The 15631-nt window shown below is 72.2% G+C and carries 12 protein-coding genes; 10 read left to right on the top strand and 2 right to left on the bottom strand.

Going from position 1 to position 15631, the window contains the following annotated elements; translation table 11 throughout:
- Positions 1-4 precede the first annotated feature (4 nt).
- Complete coding sequence (locus tag ACFC02_RS03610) at positions 5-481, top strand: MarR family winged helix-turn-helix transcriptional regulator (RefSeq protein WP_376351577.1); 477 nt, start codon at positions 5-7, stop codon at positions 479-481.
- Positions 478-3180 (top strand): FUSC family protein, encoded by a 2703-nt coding sequence (locus ACFC02_RS03605; RefSeq protein ID WP_376351574.1) that lies wholly within the window; start codon positions 478-480, stop codon positions 3178-3180. Before ACFC02_RS03610 ends, ACFC02_RS03605 begins: the two co-directional genes overlap by 4 nt.
- A 65-nt stretch (positions 3181-3245) precedes the next feature.
- Here ACFC02_RS03605 and ACFC02_RS03600 read toward each other — a convergent pair whose 3' ends face one another.
- Positions 3246-6683, bottom strand: coding sequence for a CARDB domain-containing protein (locus ACFC02_RS03600; RefSeq protein ID WP_376351571.1), 3438 nt, complete (start codon positions 6681-6683; stop codon positions 3246-3248).
- Between the two features lie 425 nt (positions 6684-7108).
- On the opposite strand from ACFC02_RS03600, the gene ACFC02_RS03595 reads away from it, so the two are divergent.
- On the top strand, positions 7109-7687 hold the full coding sequence (locus ACFC02_RS03595) for a TetR/AcrR family transcriptional regulator (RefSeq protein ID WP_376351568.1): 579 nt from the start codon (positions 7109-7111) through the stop codon (positions 7685-7687).
- A gap of 80 nt (positions 7688-7767) precedes the next feature.
- Positions 7768-8043, top strand: coding sequence for a hypothetical protein (locus ACFC02_RS03590; RefSeq protein ID WP_376351565.1), 276 nt, complete (start codon positions 7768-7770; stop codon positions 8041-8043).
- Positions 8044-8395: 352 nt separating this feature from the next.
- Here ACFC02_RS03590 and ACFC02_RS03585 read toward each other — a convergent pair whose 3' ends face one another.
- A complete protein-coding gene (locus ACFC02_RS03585; RefSeq protein WP_376351562.1) occupies positions 8396-9439 on the bottom strand; it encodes a LacI family DNA-binding transcriptional regulator in 1044 nt (347 codons plus the stop codon).
- A gap of 206 nt (positions 9440-9645) precedes the next feature.
- Between ACFC02_RS03585 and ACFC02_RS03580 the strand changes: the two genes are divergently transcribed.
- Genes ACFC02_RS03580 through ACFC02_RS03555 form a run of 6 tightly spaced genes read left to right on the top strand, consistent with a single transcriptional unit; the run spans position 9646 to position 15630 of the window.
- On the top strand, positions 9646-10794 hold the full coding sequence (locus ACFC02_RS03580; RefSeq protein ID WP_376351559.1) for a Gfo/Idh/MocA family protein: 1149 nt from the start codon (positions 9646-9648) through the stop codon (positions 10792-10794).
- Complete coding sequence (locus ACFC02_RS03575; RefSeq protein ID WP_376351557.1) at positions 10791-11714, top strand: PmoA family protein; 924 nt, start codon at positions 10791-10793, stop codon at positions 11712-11714. The genes ACFC02_RS03580 and ACFC02_RS03575 overlap by 4 nt, the downstream gene beginning before the upstream one ends.
- The gene (locus ACFC02_RS03570) at positions 11711-12436 is read left to right on the top strand and encodes a cupin domain-containing protein (RefSeq protein ID WP_376351554.1); all 726 of its coding nucleotides are present in this window, start codon (positions 11711-11713) and stop codon (positions 12434-12436) included. Before ACFC02_RS03575 ends, ACFC02_RS03570 begins: the two co-directional genes overlap by 4 nt.
- Before the next feature lie 58 nt (positions 12437-12494).
- Positions 12495-13832: an ABC transporter substrate-binding protein gene (locus tag ACFC02_RS03565; protein WP_376351552.1), complete on the top strand. Its 1338-nt coding sequence runs from the start codon at positions 12495-12497 to the stop codon at positions 13830-13832.
- Positions 13829-14797: a carbohydrate ABC transporter permease gene (locus tag ACFC02_RS03560; RefSeq protein ID WP_376351550.1), complete on the top strand. Its 969-nt coding sequence runs from the start codon at positions 13829-13831 to the stop codon at positions 14795-14797. Before ACFC02_RS03565 ends, ACFC02_RS03560 begins: the two co-directional genes overlap by 4 nt.
- A complete protein-coding gene (locus tag ACFC02_RS03555; protein ID WP_376351547.1) occupies positions 14794-15630 on the top strand; it encodes a carbohydrate ABC transporter permease in 837 nt (278 codons plus the stop codon). The genes ACFC02_RS03560 and ACFC02_RS03555 overlap by 4 nt, the downstream gene beginning before the upstream one ends.
- The last annotated feature ends 1 nt before the right edge of the window (position 15631 follow it).

The raw sequence follows: 15631 nt of genomic DNA, 5'->3' as shown, positions 1-15631 counted from the left end.
CCATATGCACATACCTCTCGGCGCCCCGAGCGACGTGCCGCCGGGGCAGCGCATCGAGATCGCCGCGCACGGCCTGCTGCACGACCTCGGCCGGCTGAACCGGGCCCTGTTCCGCGCCGGTGACTTCGGGCTGACCCGGAGCGAGGTGTCCGTGCTCGACGCGCTGGCCGCCGCGCCTCTGCGCGTCACCGAACTCGCCCGGCGCACCGGAATGGTGCAGCCCCGGGTCACCGTGCTGCTCCAGAAGCTGGAGGGCCGGGAACTGGTCACGCGCCACCGGTGCGCGACCGACCGGCGCGCGGTGGAGACCGCCCTCACCCCCGCCGGGCGGCGGTTGCTCGACGAGGGACGGCAGCGCATGGCCGAGGCCTTGCTGAGGGCACTGCGCACCACCCCCGTCGACGACTGCGAACGCGCCGTGTGCGCCGCCCGGCAGTCCGTCGCCACACTCGCCGAAGCCATGGAACCGGAGGCCACTTGACCAGCCCGAAGACCGCCCACCGGCCACTGGGGCCCAGCACGGACGCGAGCCCCGCCAAGGGCCTGCGCGCCGATGTCGCCCCACGACGGGTCACCGGCCCGCACCGATGGTGGGACCGCGTGCTGGTCGCCGATCCCGGACTGGGTCAGTTGCAGGCGGGCTGGCGGACGTTCGTCGCCATGGTCACCTCCCTCGCGGTCGGCTACGGCATGGCCCACGCCCTCGCCATTCCCACGATGATCGGCATGATGGTCGCCGGGATGATGGGCCTGATGAGCGCCTTCGCGGTGGCGGGCAACAGCTGGATCCAACTGGCCAGGCCCATCCTGTGGATGCCGTTCCCCTACACGGCGGTGCTCTGGCTCGCCGCCGCCCTGCACGACGACCGCGCCCTGGAGATCGGTCTCGACGCCGCCGCGCTCGCGCTCACGTTCCTGCTGGCCAGGTTCGGCCCGCTGGCCCTGCTGACCGGCATGATGATGTTCAACGGCCTCATGGTCGGCATCATCGCGAAGATCCCCATGTCCATGATGGGGCAGGCGTTCCTCGTCGCCCTGGTGTCCGCCGCGGCGGTGCTGGCCACCAGGCTGCTGCTGTGCCACCCCATGCCCCGCGAGGACCTGCTGCGCACCCAGCGCGCCTTCGTCGTCGAGGCCCGCCGGCTGGCCGACACCACGGTCGAGGCGCTCGACCCCGACGCCGATCTGGCCCGGGTCGAGCGCCGGATGAACCGCTCCCTGCGCCGCCTGAACATCGTGACGATCACCATCGACGGCCGTCTCGCCCAGCCCGAGGCGGCCACCGATCCCGTCGTGGCCGAGTTGCTGCACCGCCATCTGTTCGACGCCGAACTGGCCCTGCGGGGCATCGGGCAGGCGGTGCGGGCGCTGGCCGACCAGTCGCCGCCCGAACCGCTGCGCCAGGCGCTGGCGGTGGGGCTGCTGCTGGCCCGTGACACCCCGCCGGCCCGGGCCGGGGGGCTGCGGCCGGCGGTGCGGACGATCCATGAGCAGGCCGACGTGATCCTGCGGGACCCGCGGGCCGATCCGCGGGACGCCGAGTCCGCCGCCCTCGCCCGCCGGGTCGCCGAACTCCTCGACTCCCTCGCTGACTCCCTGGTCAGCTGGCTGACCCTCGGCGAGCGGACACCCGACACCCCCGCCGCGGTGCCCTTCCAGCCCGCCGTCGCGCTGGAGAACAACCGGATCCCCGGCTCCGCCGCCCCGATGCGGCGCGTGCTCACCGCCCGGACGCGGAGCGGCTGGCAGCGCGCCGTCCCCTTCGTCCGGGCCCCGCTGCACGCGGGGGTCGCCGCCGCGATCGTCTGCCCGATCGCCGACGCCATCGATCCCCAGCGTTTCTACTGGGGCCTGGTCGGCGTGATGATCACCCTCTTCGGCACGAACACCACCCACGAACGGCTGCGCAAGTTCGGCCACCGCATGGTCGGCACGGTCGCGGGCGCGGTGGTCGGCGTACTGCTGCTCCACGCGATGGGCCACCACCACATCCACTGGACGCTCCTGGTCATCGTCGCCGGCCTCTCCTTCGGCTCCTGGGGTCTGCAACGGGCCTACGCCCTGTGGGTCGCCGGGCTGGTCGCCGCGCTGGTGCAGCTCTACGGGCTCACCACGCCGGACAGCGGCATGGACCGCCTGCTCGGGGAACGCCTGCTGGACAACGGCCTGGGCGTCCTGATCGCCACGGCGTGTGCCGCGCTGATCTTCCCCCTGTCCACCCGGTCGGTGGTCCGCGAGGCCGAGCACGGGTACGTCCAGGCGGTCCAGAGCCTGCTCACCCAGGTCTCGGCGCGCTGGGAGGAGCCGGACAGCCCGGTACGGCTGCGTGGCGCGGCACGTGTCGTCGACGCCGCGCTGTTCCAGGTCGCGGAGGTGTCCCGGCCCCTGGTGCGCATGCCGCTCGGGGTGCGCGGGCGGGCGCCGCACCACCGTATGGCCCTGCTGAACACGGCCGCCGCTCATGCCCGGGCGCTGGCCGCGGCGGCGGACGTCGACATCGACCTCTCGTCCCCTCTGGCCGAGCGTGCCCGGCTCATCACGCACACCCTCACCGATTCGCTGAGGGCGCTCGACCACCACCTCGCCAACGGCACCGCCCAAGGCGTATGGCGCCGTGTCGGCCCGCTCGTGCGGGAACTCCGGGCGGAGCTGCGGCCCACCGCCCCCGGCCCTCGCGCGCGGCGGCTGCAGAGCGCCCTGCACGAACTGGACGCCCTGGACGCGGCGCTCGCCGCCTTCGCCGAACAGTGCGGCCTGCCCCTGGAATCCGGTGGCGCACGGGAAGGCGGGCGGCCCGCTGCCCCGGTGCGGCAGGCGCGCGCCTCGGCGGCGGACCGGCCCCGGGCGCACGCGCCGCGCACCGCGACCGCTCCGGCCGCGCCCATCCCGGCCGGTGCCGCCGGCCGCGGTGCGGCCCGGCCGGACACGGCCTCCGAGGTGTCCGTGACCGGCTCGGTCCGCTGCGCCGCGCATCCCGATGGCTGCTTCGCGCAGATCACCGTCGTGAACGCACGCGGGCAGCGGGTCGCCCACACGTACACCGACGCGGGCCGCTACCGGCTCGGCCTGCGGCCGGGGCACCACATCGTCGTCGTCTCGGCGCCCGAGCACTCCCCGCACGCCGAACCCGTCACGGTGGGTGCCTCGCAGGCGGCCGTACGACTCGACATCCGCCTGTAGGCGGCCGGACCGTACGGGGAGCGGGGGTGCGCCGGTCGCGGCCGGCGCACCCGTGGGGCACGTGCTCAGCCGCGCCGTACGGAGGCGCTGTTCGCCAAGCCGTCGAACACGAACTGGGAGCCGGGCTCCTTGACCACGTCGCCCTGGGCCGAGCCGGTGATCGTCACGTCGGTCAGTGTGGCGCTGCCGCGCGCCCCGCCCATCGCGAGGATCCCGGAGCCGTTGTCGGACCTGTCGATGGTGACGTGCTGGATCTGGACGCCGGGTGTGGCGCCGCCGCCCGTCTTGAACTGGATTCCGTCGTAGGTGGAGTCGTGGATGTCCGTGTCGCGGATCGTGACGCCGGGGATGTCCTGCCCCTGGGCGAACAGGGTGATCGCGCCGAACTCCTGCGCCTCGCCCCAGAACGCGCCGCCCGTGCGGTACAGGCCGTTGCCCGCGATGAGCGTGTGGCCGGAGAAGGGCAGGGGGTCGTGGTCGGTGGCCAGCATGATCCCCGGGTAGCTCATGGTGTCGGAGACCAGGTTGTCCTCGATCGTGTTGCCGTAGCCGCCGTAGACCGCGATGCCGTTGGCCCGCCAGGGCAGTTGGACCGTGTTGTTGCGGAAGTGGTTGTCGTGGCCGATGTCGACCGACGTGTCCTTCACGTACTTGCTGGCCCACACGGCGAGCGCGTCGTCACCGGTGTTGCGGAAGGACGAGTCGTAGACGGACGAGTTGCGGGTGCCGTTGGCGAAGTTGACCCCGTCGGCGTAGGTGTCGCGAATCCGTACACCGGTGAACCGGACGCCGTCGCCGGGTCCCCACAGTTCGGGGATGTTCGAGTAGTCGCGGCCGACCCAGGCACCGACGTTGGAGTGCTCGATCCACACGTTGGTGATCTTCGTGTTCTTGCCGAAGCGGCCGTTGAGGGCGACGCCGCCCTCGGCGCCTCCGTCACCGCCGCGGATGGTGCCGGAGCCGAAGACGGCGATGTCGGAGATCTTGGTGTTGTCGTCGATGTCGAAGCCGAAGTTGCCCTCGTGCGGGTGGTTGATGCCGCCCGCGTCCTGCGGCTGGATCAGCGAGTACAACTGGGAGTGCCACATGCCGGCGCCGCGGATGGTGACGTCCCGGATGCCCACCTGGTTGTACGGGCCCCGGTTCAGCGGGTCGTCGGTGAGGATCTTCTTCTCCTGGCGCCACTGGCCCGCGGGGATCCACACGCACGGGATCTGCCCCGTCTGGTCCGCCGTGACGGCGCGCTGGATGGCGTCCGCGTCGTCGATGCCGTCGTTGGGCACGGCTCCGTACTCGGTGATGGAGACGCACTCGGCGGGCTTGGCGGAGGGCGGGGCGACCTGCTCCAGGTCGACGAGGTCGATGACGTAGAAGGCCGCGTCGTCACCGGCGTCGCGCTGGAGCCGGAACTTCGTGCCCGCCGGGTAGGTGTCGGTGAGCAGGGCGTGGTACTCGTCGAACAGCCGCCGGGCGTCGCCGCCGGGCCGGTTGGTCAGCCCCTCCGGGTCGTCGGTCGTGCCGTAGAGCCAGCTGTGCTTGGAGGAGAGGGAGAGTTTGCGCACGAACGTGCCGTTCGCGTAGAGGCTGATCGTGGCCTCCTGCCCGCCGCCGCCCGCCGCGTCCGGGATGGAGTTGCGGACGACGATCGAGTTGGACGCTGTCGTGGAGGTGAACTCCACGTACTGTCCGGTGGAGTCGAGCCGGACCGAGGAGCGTCCGGAGGACTCGGTGGCGAAGTCGGTGTGCCCGAAGGTGCGTTTGGCGTCCGTCCTCAGCAGGGTGCCGGTGTAGCGGCCGTCCTCCGCCTCGTACTCGGTGTACGGTACGGCGGCACCGCGTCCGACGACGAGGGAGCGGGCGAAGGTGTTGTTGCCCTCGTCGGTCTCGGTGACGAGGCCGGTGGCGTCGGCGGTCGCGGTGAGTGTCGCTCCGCCGCTGGTGGCGGTCCAGTCGCCGTTGAGGGCGACGGTGGCCGTGTCACCGGCGGGGACGGTGTCCGTCGTGCCGTTCAGCGTGGTGCCGCCGACGGTGAGCCGGGTGACCGTCCCGGCGGGCACCTGGCTCGTGCCCCGGTTGTGCACGGCGACGGTGAAGGTGACCTTGGCGCCGACGGCCGGGCTGGTGGGGTCGGTGGTGATCCCGGTGACCTCCAGGTCGGGTCCGGGGGCCTGGGCGACGACCAGCTGGGAGGCGGCGTTGCGGCTGTTGTTGGTGTTGTCGAGTTCGGCGATCGTGTCGGTCGGGTCGACGACGGCGGAGACGGTGTAGCGGCCCATCGGCCGCTTGCCGGCCTGGACCGGCACCTGCGCCGACGCGCCGGGCGCGAGCGCGCCGACCGCGCCGCTGCCGGCGACCGCGCCCTCGATGCTGACGTCGACCGTGGTCGGGGGCGCGGCGGCCGTTCCGGTGTTGCGGACCGTCGCCTCCACGGTGACCGGGTCCGCCTCGGACGGGGACCGGGGCGACCAGGTGAGTTCGGTGACGGTCAGGTCGGGGGCGGGCGCCGCCGCGCCGATGACCTCGAACTCGGCGACCTGGGCGCCGCCGGCCCCGGTGTTGCCGAAGAACTGCAGGCGTACGTCCGCGGCGCGGCCCGCGACCGGGATGGTCACCGTGTTCTCGTTCTGCGACGGGCTGAAGGTGTGGTCGGCCCGGTCCTTCAGCGAGGTGAACCCGGACTCCCCGGCCGCCCGCCCCAGCACCTGGATGCTCTGGGTGCGGGCGCTCCAGGCGGGGTCGGGGTTCAGCTTGACGACGACGCCGGTCAGATCGGCGTCGGCGCCGAGCTTCACGGTCAGCGTCGAGGTCTGGCCGCTCGCCTCCCAGTAGGTGGCGGTACTGCCGTCGTCGGCGTTGCCCGCGAGGTAGTTCTGGGTGGCCGAGGACGCCTCGATCGGCTTGCGCAGGGCGAGGTTGGTGCCCGCGGGCGGGTTCCCGGGGTTTTCCCCGCCGGCCTCGCCGCGCACCTCCACCTCGGACAGCTGGGCCGCGTTCCAGCCCGTGTTGCCGGTCACCCGCACGCGCACGTAGCGCGCCTCGGCCGTGACCGCGAGCGTCACGGTGTTGCCGGACGAGGGCGAGAAGCCCTCGGGCGCCTGCGGAACCACGGTGTCGAAGGCCTGGCCGTCGGTGCCGGTCTGGACGCTCACCGTCTCGGTGCGCGACTCCCACGAGGCGGGCAGCTTCAGGACCACCTCGTGGATGTCCGCCGTGCTGCCGAGGTCGATCTGCACCCACTGCGGGAACGAGCCCGCGGGGCCTTCCCAGTACGACGCCTGGCTGCCGTCGGTGACGCCGGCCGCCGGGTAGGAGCCGTGTGCTCCGCTCGCCGTCACCGGCCTGCCCAGCGCCAGGTTCGCCGCCTCGGCGGCATGGGCCGCCTCCGCGCCATGGGCTGCCTCGGCGGCACGGGCCGTCGCGGGCAGCAGCCCGAGCGCGAGCAGACCCGCCGTCAACAGCCCGGCGGACAGCCGTCGGCCGTGGGGTCCGTGTCTCCGTCTCATGAAGCCCTCTCGTTCCCGTCCCCGGGCGCCCGCGGGCGGGACCAGTGGGTCCGTTGTCCGGTGGACGACGCGGGTGTGCGGCGGGCCCGGACGACGCCGTGATGACGTCGAGCCAGCCGTCGTGCAGAACTTGAGTGAATTCGTCTGTCTTTTGCAGCGCCGTGTCAGATTTCTACTCGGTATCGGCTTTGTCAACGGCTCGGTACGGCACCGTGCCTGATCGACCGCTCCGTGAGACGGCGCGGGCCGTCTCGGCGAGGGCCGGGTGCCGTCCCGGCGACGGGCCGGGGTGCCGTCCCGGCGAAGGATCGAGTGCCGTCCCCACAACGGGCCGGGGTGCCGTCCCGGCGAGGGGCCGGGGGCGTGCGCGCGTAATACTCTGCTTGAAGTGGTTCGGCCGTAGTACTGCACCAGGAGTGATGGCAATGGCGAGACGGAACGACGAGCGGCGCGCGGCCCTCGTCGACGCGGCGATCGAGGTGCTGGCCCGGGAAGGCGCACGCGGGCTGACGTTCCGGGCCGTGGACGGCGAGGCCGCCGTTCCCGTGGGCACGGCGTCCAATTACTTCACCAACCGCGACGACCTGTTCACCCAGGTCGGCGCCAGGGTCTACGAACGGCTCCAGCCCGACGAGAGCACGCTCTCGCGCCAGCGGACGGCCGGCCGCGACCGGGAGACCTACACGCAACTGATGCGCGAACTCGTCGACCGCATCGCCTCCTTCCGCACCGGTTACCTCGCACTGCTGGAACTGCGCCTGGAGGCCACCCGCCGCCCCGGACTGCGCAAGATCCTCACGGAGCGGGTCCGCGCCGACGTCGACGCCAACGTCGCCTACCACGAGGCCTCCGGCCTCCCCGGCGACGCCACGGCCGTCAAGTTGCTGATCCTGACGCTGAATTGGCTGATCGTCGAGGAGCTCACCCTGCCGGACGTCTTCACGCGGACGGAACGTGAGCAACTGGTGAGGGCCGCGGTGGACCGCATCGTGGGAGCGCGGTAGCCGACCGGTGAGAGCCGGCAGGCCGGGCGGGAGGGGGCGCCCTTGTCCGCGTCGTGCAGGACGACCGGGTGAAAGCCGCCATGGAACCACCTGCCCTGCACCCGCTTCGGGGAGTCACCCGCTGTGCCGTCGCGGCACTCGCCCTGGCGGGCGGGGCCTGGATCGCCGGAGGGGTCTGGCAGATACGACTCGCGAGGGCCGGACAGCCGCTCTCCGGACCGCCGGACCAGACCGAATCCTGGATGCGGGCCGTCATGTTCGGCAAGCACGCGGAGTTCGTGTTCCAGGACAAGGGACCGGGCGACCACGACACGCACGGCGACTGGGCCCCCGTCCGGTCGGTCACCAACTGCTGACACCAGGCGCGCGGAGCGGACGGCGTACGTCGGAGCGGGCCGTCACGGAGCGTCAGGGCCCCGTAGCGGCCCGCTCGGCCGCGCCGCGCAGCGTGCGGAACTCGTTGCCGTCGGGGTCGGCGAGACACCTGGCTGAAGTACCAGCGCCGGCCCTTCCGCCGGCAGCACCCGCGCCTGGCGGAACGTCCGGTTCGTCCCCCCGGATGCGGTGGGCTGCCGGTCACCCCGCTCCAGAACCGGGCCGGCCCGCAGGCGTCCGTACAGTCGATCGCCGCGTTCCGCACTACCGAGACCCTGCGCGCGAGCCTTCCTGGATTCCCACCCGGCGCCACCGACCTGCCGTGGGCGTCCCTCACGGGGACAACGGCCGCCGCTGCTCGACCGTGGACTCCCGCACCTCCAGCCGGTGCGGCGCGACGTGCACCTCGAACGGCAGGGGCTCCTGCGAGCGGATGCGGGCCGCGAGGCACCGCACTGCCAGGGAGGCGATGGCGGCCTTGTCGGGGACCACGGTCGTGAGGGACGGCGTGCTGTACAGCCCCTCCTGCGAGCCGTCGATGCCCGCCAGCGCGATGTCACCGGGGATGCTCAGGCCCGCCTCGTGCACGGCCCGCTGGGCGCCGATGGCCAGCAGGTCGCTGAAGCAGAAGACGGCGTCGGGGCGCAGCCCGGCGGGCAGTTCGAGCAGGGACCTCATCGCCAGGAGGCCGTCGCCGCGGTCGAACTCCGCGACGGGCGGGGCGAGTCGGGGGTCGAAGGGCAGCCCGGCCGCGTGCAGGGCCAGTTGGAAGCCCTCCAGGCGCTGGCGGCTGGTGGCCGAACCCTTGCGGTCCGCGCCGATGGCGGCGAGGCGGGTGCGTCCCAGGCCGGCCAGGTGCGCGGTGGCGTCACGGGCCGCGGCGACGTTGTCGATGAGGACGTGGTCGGACACGACGTGGTCCCGTTCGTAGCTGCGCTCGCCGAGCAGGACCAGGGGGAACGCGTCGGCGACCGGCGCCAGTTCGGTGGTGGTGACGTGCAGCGGCGAGAGGATCACGCCGTCCAGCAGTGAGGCGCCGACGCCCGTGGCCAGGCGCAGTTCCTCCGCCGGGTCCTTGAGGGTCTCCTCGATGAGGACGGTCAGGCCCAGTGCGGTGGCTTCCGTACGGATGTGATGGGCGAGTTCCGCGAAGTAGGGGATGGTCAGCTCCGGTACGGCGAGCGCGATCAGGCCGCTGCGCCCCGTACGCAGCCGGCGTGCCGACGGATTGGGCCGGTAGCCGAGTTCGCGCACCGCGCGCATCACCCGCTCCCGCGTCGCCGGGGAGACCTTGGGGGCGTCGCGTACAACGTTGGAAACGGTCTTGATCGACACCCCCGCGCGCTCCGCCACGTCCTTGAGCGTCACCGCTGCCACCGTCCGTACCCCTTCGCTCATCTTGCCCACAGATCATGGGGTGTCGGCACTCCTGGCCGCCACCATGGGCTCCGCAGACGTTACCTGACGAGGGGTTGACCCTGTGGATGCCCCGCTGTTACAACGTTGGAACCGATAGCAAGCGCTTGCCGATCCGTCGCTTCCTTCACCGGATGGACCGCTGACCGTCTCACGAGAGGGACCGCATGTCTGCGCATCGTTCGCCCATCCCCCTGCGCACCGCAGTGGTCGGCACCGGAGGGATCGCGCGCTCCGCTCATCTGCCCGCCCTGCTGACGACAGCCGCACGGAACGAGACGGAGGTGGTCGCGGCGGTCGACGCCGACGCCGACGCGGTGCGTGCCTTCGCCGACGACTTCGCGATCCCGTACCGGTCGACGGACCTCGACGTCATGCTGGCGGACGTACGCCCCGACCTCGTGGTGCTGTGCACGCCGCCCGCCGTGCACCGGGAGCAGGCCGTGACCGCGCTGCGGGCCGGTGCCTGGGTGTGGTGCGAGAAGCCGCCGTGCCCCTCGCTGGCCGACTACGACGCGATCGAGGCCGCGGAGAAGGGCGGTGACACGGACCCGTACGCCTCGATCGTCTTCCAGCACCGCTTCGGCTCGGGCGCGCGCCACGTGCGGCGCCTGCTGCGCGAGGGCGCGTTCGGCCGGCCGCTGGTCGCGCACTGCCAGACCACCTGGTACCGCGACGCCGCCTACTACGCCGTTCCCTGGCGGGGCCGCTGGGCGACCGAGGGCGGTGGGCCCGCCATGGGGCACGGCATCCACCAGACGGACCTGCTGCTGGACCTGATGGGCCCGTGGACCGAGGTGCGCGCCATGGCAGCCCGTCTCGTGCACGACGTGGAGACCGAGGACGTCTCCACCGCACAGGTCCGGTTCGCCGGCGGTGCCCTGGCCACGGTGGTCAACAGTGTGCTGAGTCCCGACGAGGTCAGCCGGATCCGCATCGACTGCGAGCGAGCGACCATCGAGGTGACCCACCTGTACGGCTACCGCAACGCCGACTGGCGCATCACCCCCGCTCCCGGCGTCCCCGAGGAGACCGTGGCCGCCTGGCGCGACTTCGGCGCCGACGTGCCCAGTTCGCACCTGGCCCAACTGCGCGCGCTCGTCGCCGACATCCGGGCCGGCCGGCGCCACCCCACCAGCGGCAGCGGCGGCCGGCAGACGCTCGAGTTCGTCACCGCCCTGTACAAGTCCGCGTTCACCGACGCGACCGTCCGCGCGGGCGGCATCGGCCCCGGCGACCCCTACTACACACAGTTGCACGGCGGTGCCCCCGGCTGGGCGCCCACCGCTTCCCGCGAGGAGAAGACACCCGCATGACGCTCACCCTGACCCACACCCACGGCGATCGCATCACCGTGACCCACCGGGCCACCGGCACCGAGCTGTTCACCTACGTGTACCGCCCCGAAGCGCCGTGGGAAGCGCCCAAGCCCTACCTGCACCCGATCCGCACCCTCTCCGGCGCCGTGGTCACCGACTACCGCCCCAACGACCACCGGTGGCACAAGGGACTCCAGCTGACCGCCTCCCACCTGTCGGGCCAGAACCTGTGGGGAGGCAACACATATGTCCACGGCGAGGGGTATCTCGCCCTCCCCGAGAGGGTCGGCTCGATGGCGCACACGGCCTTCGAGGAGGTCTCAGCCACGGGCGACAGCGCCGTCATCGCCGAACGCCTGACCTGGCACCCGTACGACGGTGAGCTGTGGGCCGAGGAGGAGCGGCGCGTCGAGGCGTCCGCCGTCGACGCCGAGGCGGGAAGCTGGTCGCTGACCTGGACGTCGGCCGTCACCAACCGGCGTGCCGAGCCGCTGCGCTTCGGCAGCCCCACCACGCACGGCCGGCCGGCGGCCGGCTACACGGGCCTGTTCTGGCGCGGACCGCGGGCCTTCCGCGACGGGCGCACCTTCACCGCCGAGGCCGACGGCGGCGACCTCATGGGCGCCCAGGCCGACTGGCTCGCCTATGCCGGCGAGCACGACGGCCGCGACGGCCATGCCACCGTGATCTTCGAACACGCACCGGGCAACGACCACACGGGCGCGAAGGGGACGCATCCCGCGCACTGGTTCGTGCGCAGTGACCCGTTCGCCGCGGTCGCCCCCTCCTGGGCCTTCCACGACGAACTCGTCCTCCCCCCGGGCGACACCCTCGCCCGCAGCTACCGGGTGACCGTCGCCGACGGCGCCTGGGACCGCGACCGGGTCACCGCACACCTGCGGGGACACGCGTGGTGAGCGCGGCGTACGACGGTTTCCCGGCGGCCGTCGGTGTGTCCAGGCTCCGGGTGTACGACTGGCCCACCGTCGACGGCCGCCCTGGAGGCGGCACCCCGCACCTGCACCTGACCTGCGGCGAGGGGTACGTGGTGACGGCGGGCCGGGGAACGGTCCAGACGCTGACCACCTCCGGCTACCGGGAGACGCCCCTGGAGCCGGGCACCGTCGCCTGGTTCACCCCCGGCACGATCCACCGCCTGACGAACGACGGGGGCCTGGAGATCACCGTCGTGATGCAGAACAGCGGCCTGCCGGAGGCGGGGGACGCCGTGCTGACCCTGCCCCAGGACCTCCTCGCGGACGCCGGGACGTACGCCGACGCGGTGCGTGTTCCCACCGACGTACCCGAGGAGCGGCAGGAGCAAGTCGTCCGCGCACGGAGGGACTTGGCGACCCGCCGGTTCCTGGAGCTGCGCACGGCCACGGAGGCGGGGGACCCCGGGCCGCTCGCGGCCTTCCAGCGGGCCGCCGCCGCGCTGGTGCGGCCCCGCCTGGCGGAATGGCGGGAGCGCTGGCGCGACGGTGCGCACGCCGCCGCGGCGGCCACCGCCGCCCAGCTCGACGCGCTGTGCGCGGGAGACGCGAGCCATCTGACCCGGGGCACGGTCGCCGCGACCGGGCCCGCGGCCCGCGGTCGCTTCGGCATGTGCGGCCGGCTCGACGTCTACCCCGGCATCTGACGGCACACCCAGCCAGGCAGTACTCCGCACCGCCCCCTCCCCCATCCGGAAGGCCCCCATGCCCGAGCCCCGAAGCGGTGAGCGCCCACTCCTGCGCCGCCGGGCCGTCCTGGCCTCGGCCGCCCTCGGCCTCAGTACCGCGCTGACGGCCACCCTCTCCAGTTGTTCCACCGCGAGCGGCAGTACCGGCGGCGGCGTCACCCTCACGTTCTCCTGGTGGGGCAACGACGACCGGGCCGCACGTACCGACAAGGCCGTGCGGCTCTTCGAGAAGGAGCACCCCGGGATCACGGTCCGCACCTCGAACGCGGAGTTCGGGGCCTACAAGCAGAAGCTGGCCACCCAGGCGGCGGGCGGCGGCATCCCCGATGTCGCCCAGCTCGACTACCGGCAGATCTCCCAGTACGCGGGCGGCGGAGCGCTGCTGTCGTTGGGCGAGGCCGTCGAGAAGGGCGCGATCCGGACCTCCGAGATGGACCCGGGGCTCGTGCGCACCGGCAGCTACCGGGGCGAGCAGTACGCAGTGCCGATGGGGCGCGGCATCACCGGCTACGCCTACGACGCCTCCGTCTACCGCAAGGCGGGCGTCCCCACCCCCGGGCCGGGCTGGACCTGGCAGGACTGGGCGCAGGCCAACAGGAGGATCGCCGCGCTGAGGCTCACGTCTCCCGACGGGCGCCCCTTCACGGGCGCCAACGACGGCGGCGGCAACGAGGACGTCTTCGAGGACTGGCTGCGCAGCCGCGGCGGCCGTCTCTACGCCGACCAGACCCACCTCGGGTTCACCGAGGACGACCTCGCCGGGTTCTGGACGTTCTGCGACACACTCCGCAGGGAGGGCGCCATCGCCCAAGCCGAGGACTCGGCACAGGCCAAGACCACCGAGACCAGTCCCATGGGCCGCCGTCTCGCGGCCGCCGACTTCACCTGGGACGCGCCGTTCCCCGGATATCCGGCGCTGCTCGGCGACAACGTCCACTTCGCGCCGGTGCCCACGACCGGCGGGCGGCAGGGCGCGTACTTCAAACCATCGATGCTCCTGGGCGTCGGGGCCCACACGAGACATCCCAAGGAGGCGATCGCGCTGGTGGACTTCCTGCTCAACGACACACGGGCCGGCGACATCCTCGGCTTCACCCGGTCCACCCCGCCCAACCGGGTCGTCGCCGCCCGGATCGCCAAGACCCTCAAGGGGCCGGAGCTGGAGATCTACGAGTACGCCCAGAAGATGGAGAAGTACGGGCTGGACGCGCCGCCGACCGCACCGCCGCGCGGTGACGTCCCGATCCAGATCGCCTTCGGGCGCGCCTACCAGCGCGTGATGTTCGGCCTGACCACCCCCCGGCAGGCGGCGCGCGAACTCATCGACGAGGCCGACCGGGAGCTGCGGTCATGAGTACGACGACGACCGGGGCGCCGGTGCGCCCCCGAGGGACGACCGCATCGCACCCACCCGCCGGGCGCCGCCGCCGACGGCGTGAACAGCAGTGGCCCGCCTACGTGTTCCTGTCCCCGTGGATGATCGGCGCGGTCGTCCTGACACTGGTGCCGATGGCGGTGTCGCTGTACCTGTCGTTCACCGACTACAACCTGTTCGACCCCCCGCACTGGGTGGGCCTGCGCAACTACACCGAGATGCTCACCGAGGACCCGCGCTACTGGCGCTCGGTCGGCACCACACTCCTCTACGTGGTGATCGCCGTACCGCTGAAGCTGGCGTTCGCCCTCGCGGTGGCGATGCTGCTGAAGAACCTCGGCCGCGGCCGCGCCTTCTACCGCTCCGCCTTCTACGCGCCCTCCCTGCTCGGGGCCAGCATGTCGATCGCCCTGGTGTGGCGGGCGCTGTTCAACGACGGCGGTTCCGTCCCGCACGTCCTGGACGCGGTCGGCATCCACGCCGGCGGCTGGATCGGCGATCCCCACCTCGCGGTGTACGTGGTCGTCCTGCTGACGGTGTGGCAGTTCGGCGCCCCCATGGTGATCTTCCTGGCGGGGCTGCAGCAGATCTCGCCCGAACTCTACGAGGCGGCGGCGCTGGACGGCGCGGGCCGGTGGCGGCAGTTCGTCTCCGTCACCGTGCCGATGCTGTCCCCGGTCGTCTTCTTCAACCTGGTCCTGGAGATGATCCAGTCCTTCCAGGTGTTCACACCCGCCTTCGCCATCAGCGGCGGCGACGGCGGCCCGGCCGACTCGACCCTCTTCTACACGCTGTACCTCTACGAACGCGGTTTCACCGCCTCGCACATGGGCTACGCCGCGGCGATGGCGTGGCTGCTGCTGATCGCCGTCGGTGTCATCACCCTGATCCTGTTCAGGACTTCCCGGTCCTGGGTCTTCTACGCGGACGAGGAGGGACGATGAACCTCTCCGGCAAGCGCTGGGTGCCGCACACGATCGCGGCGGTGGCCCTGCTCGTCCTGCTGTACCCCCTGGCCTGGCTGCTCGCCACCTCGGTCAAGCCCGCCGACGAGGTGGTGACCAGCCTCGACCTGTGGCCCGGCCACCTCCAGTGGTCCAACTACACGACCGCCCTGGACGGGGTGTCCGGCGTGTCCGTCAGCCGGCTGCTGGGCAACACCTTCCTCATCGCCGCGGGCGCCGTCGTCGGCAACGTCCTGTCCTGCTCGCTGGCCGCCTACGCCTTCGCCCGGCTGCGCTTCCGCATGCGCAAGGGGATGTTCGCCTTCATGGTGGCGACGCTGATGCTGCCCCACCACGTGGTGCTGATCCCGCAGTACATCATCTTCAACCGGCTGGGCCTGGTGGACACGTACTGGCCGCTGATCCTGCCCAAGTTCCTCGCCACGGAGGCGTTCTTCGTCTTCCTCATCGTGCAGTTCATGCGCGGGCTGCCGCGTGAGCTGGAGGAGTCGGCGCGCATCGACGGCTGCGGCGCGTTCCGCACGTACTGGGCGATCACGCTGCCGCTGAGCCGGCCCGCGCTGATCACCACGGCCATCTTCACGTTCATCTGGACCTGGAACGACTTCTTCACGCAGATGATCTACCTGTTCGCCCCGGAGAAGTTCACCATCACGCTGGCCCTGCGCAGCTTCGTCGACCAGTCCAGCACCTCCGCGTACGGACCGATGTTCGCGATGTCCGTGATCTCGGTGCTGCCGATCGTGCTGTTCTTCTTCGTCTTCCAGCGCTACCTGGTACAGGGCATGGCCACCTCCGGGCTGAAGGGCTGAG

It is taken from the genome of Streptomyces sp. NPDC056160, assembly GCF_042268205.1.
Classification (GTDB): domain Bacteria; phylum Actinomycetota; class Actinomycetes; order Streptomycetales; family Streptomycetaceae; genus Streptomyces.
Note: the sequence above shows the minus strand (reverse complement) of the source record. Positions and strands in the feature narration are given on the sequence as shown.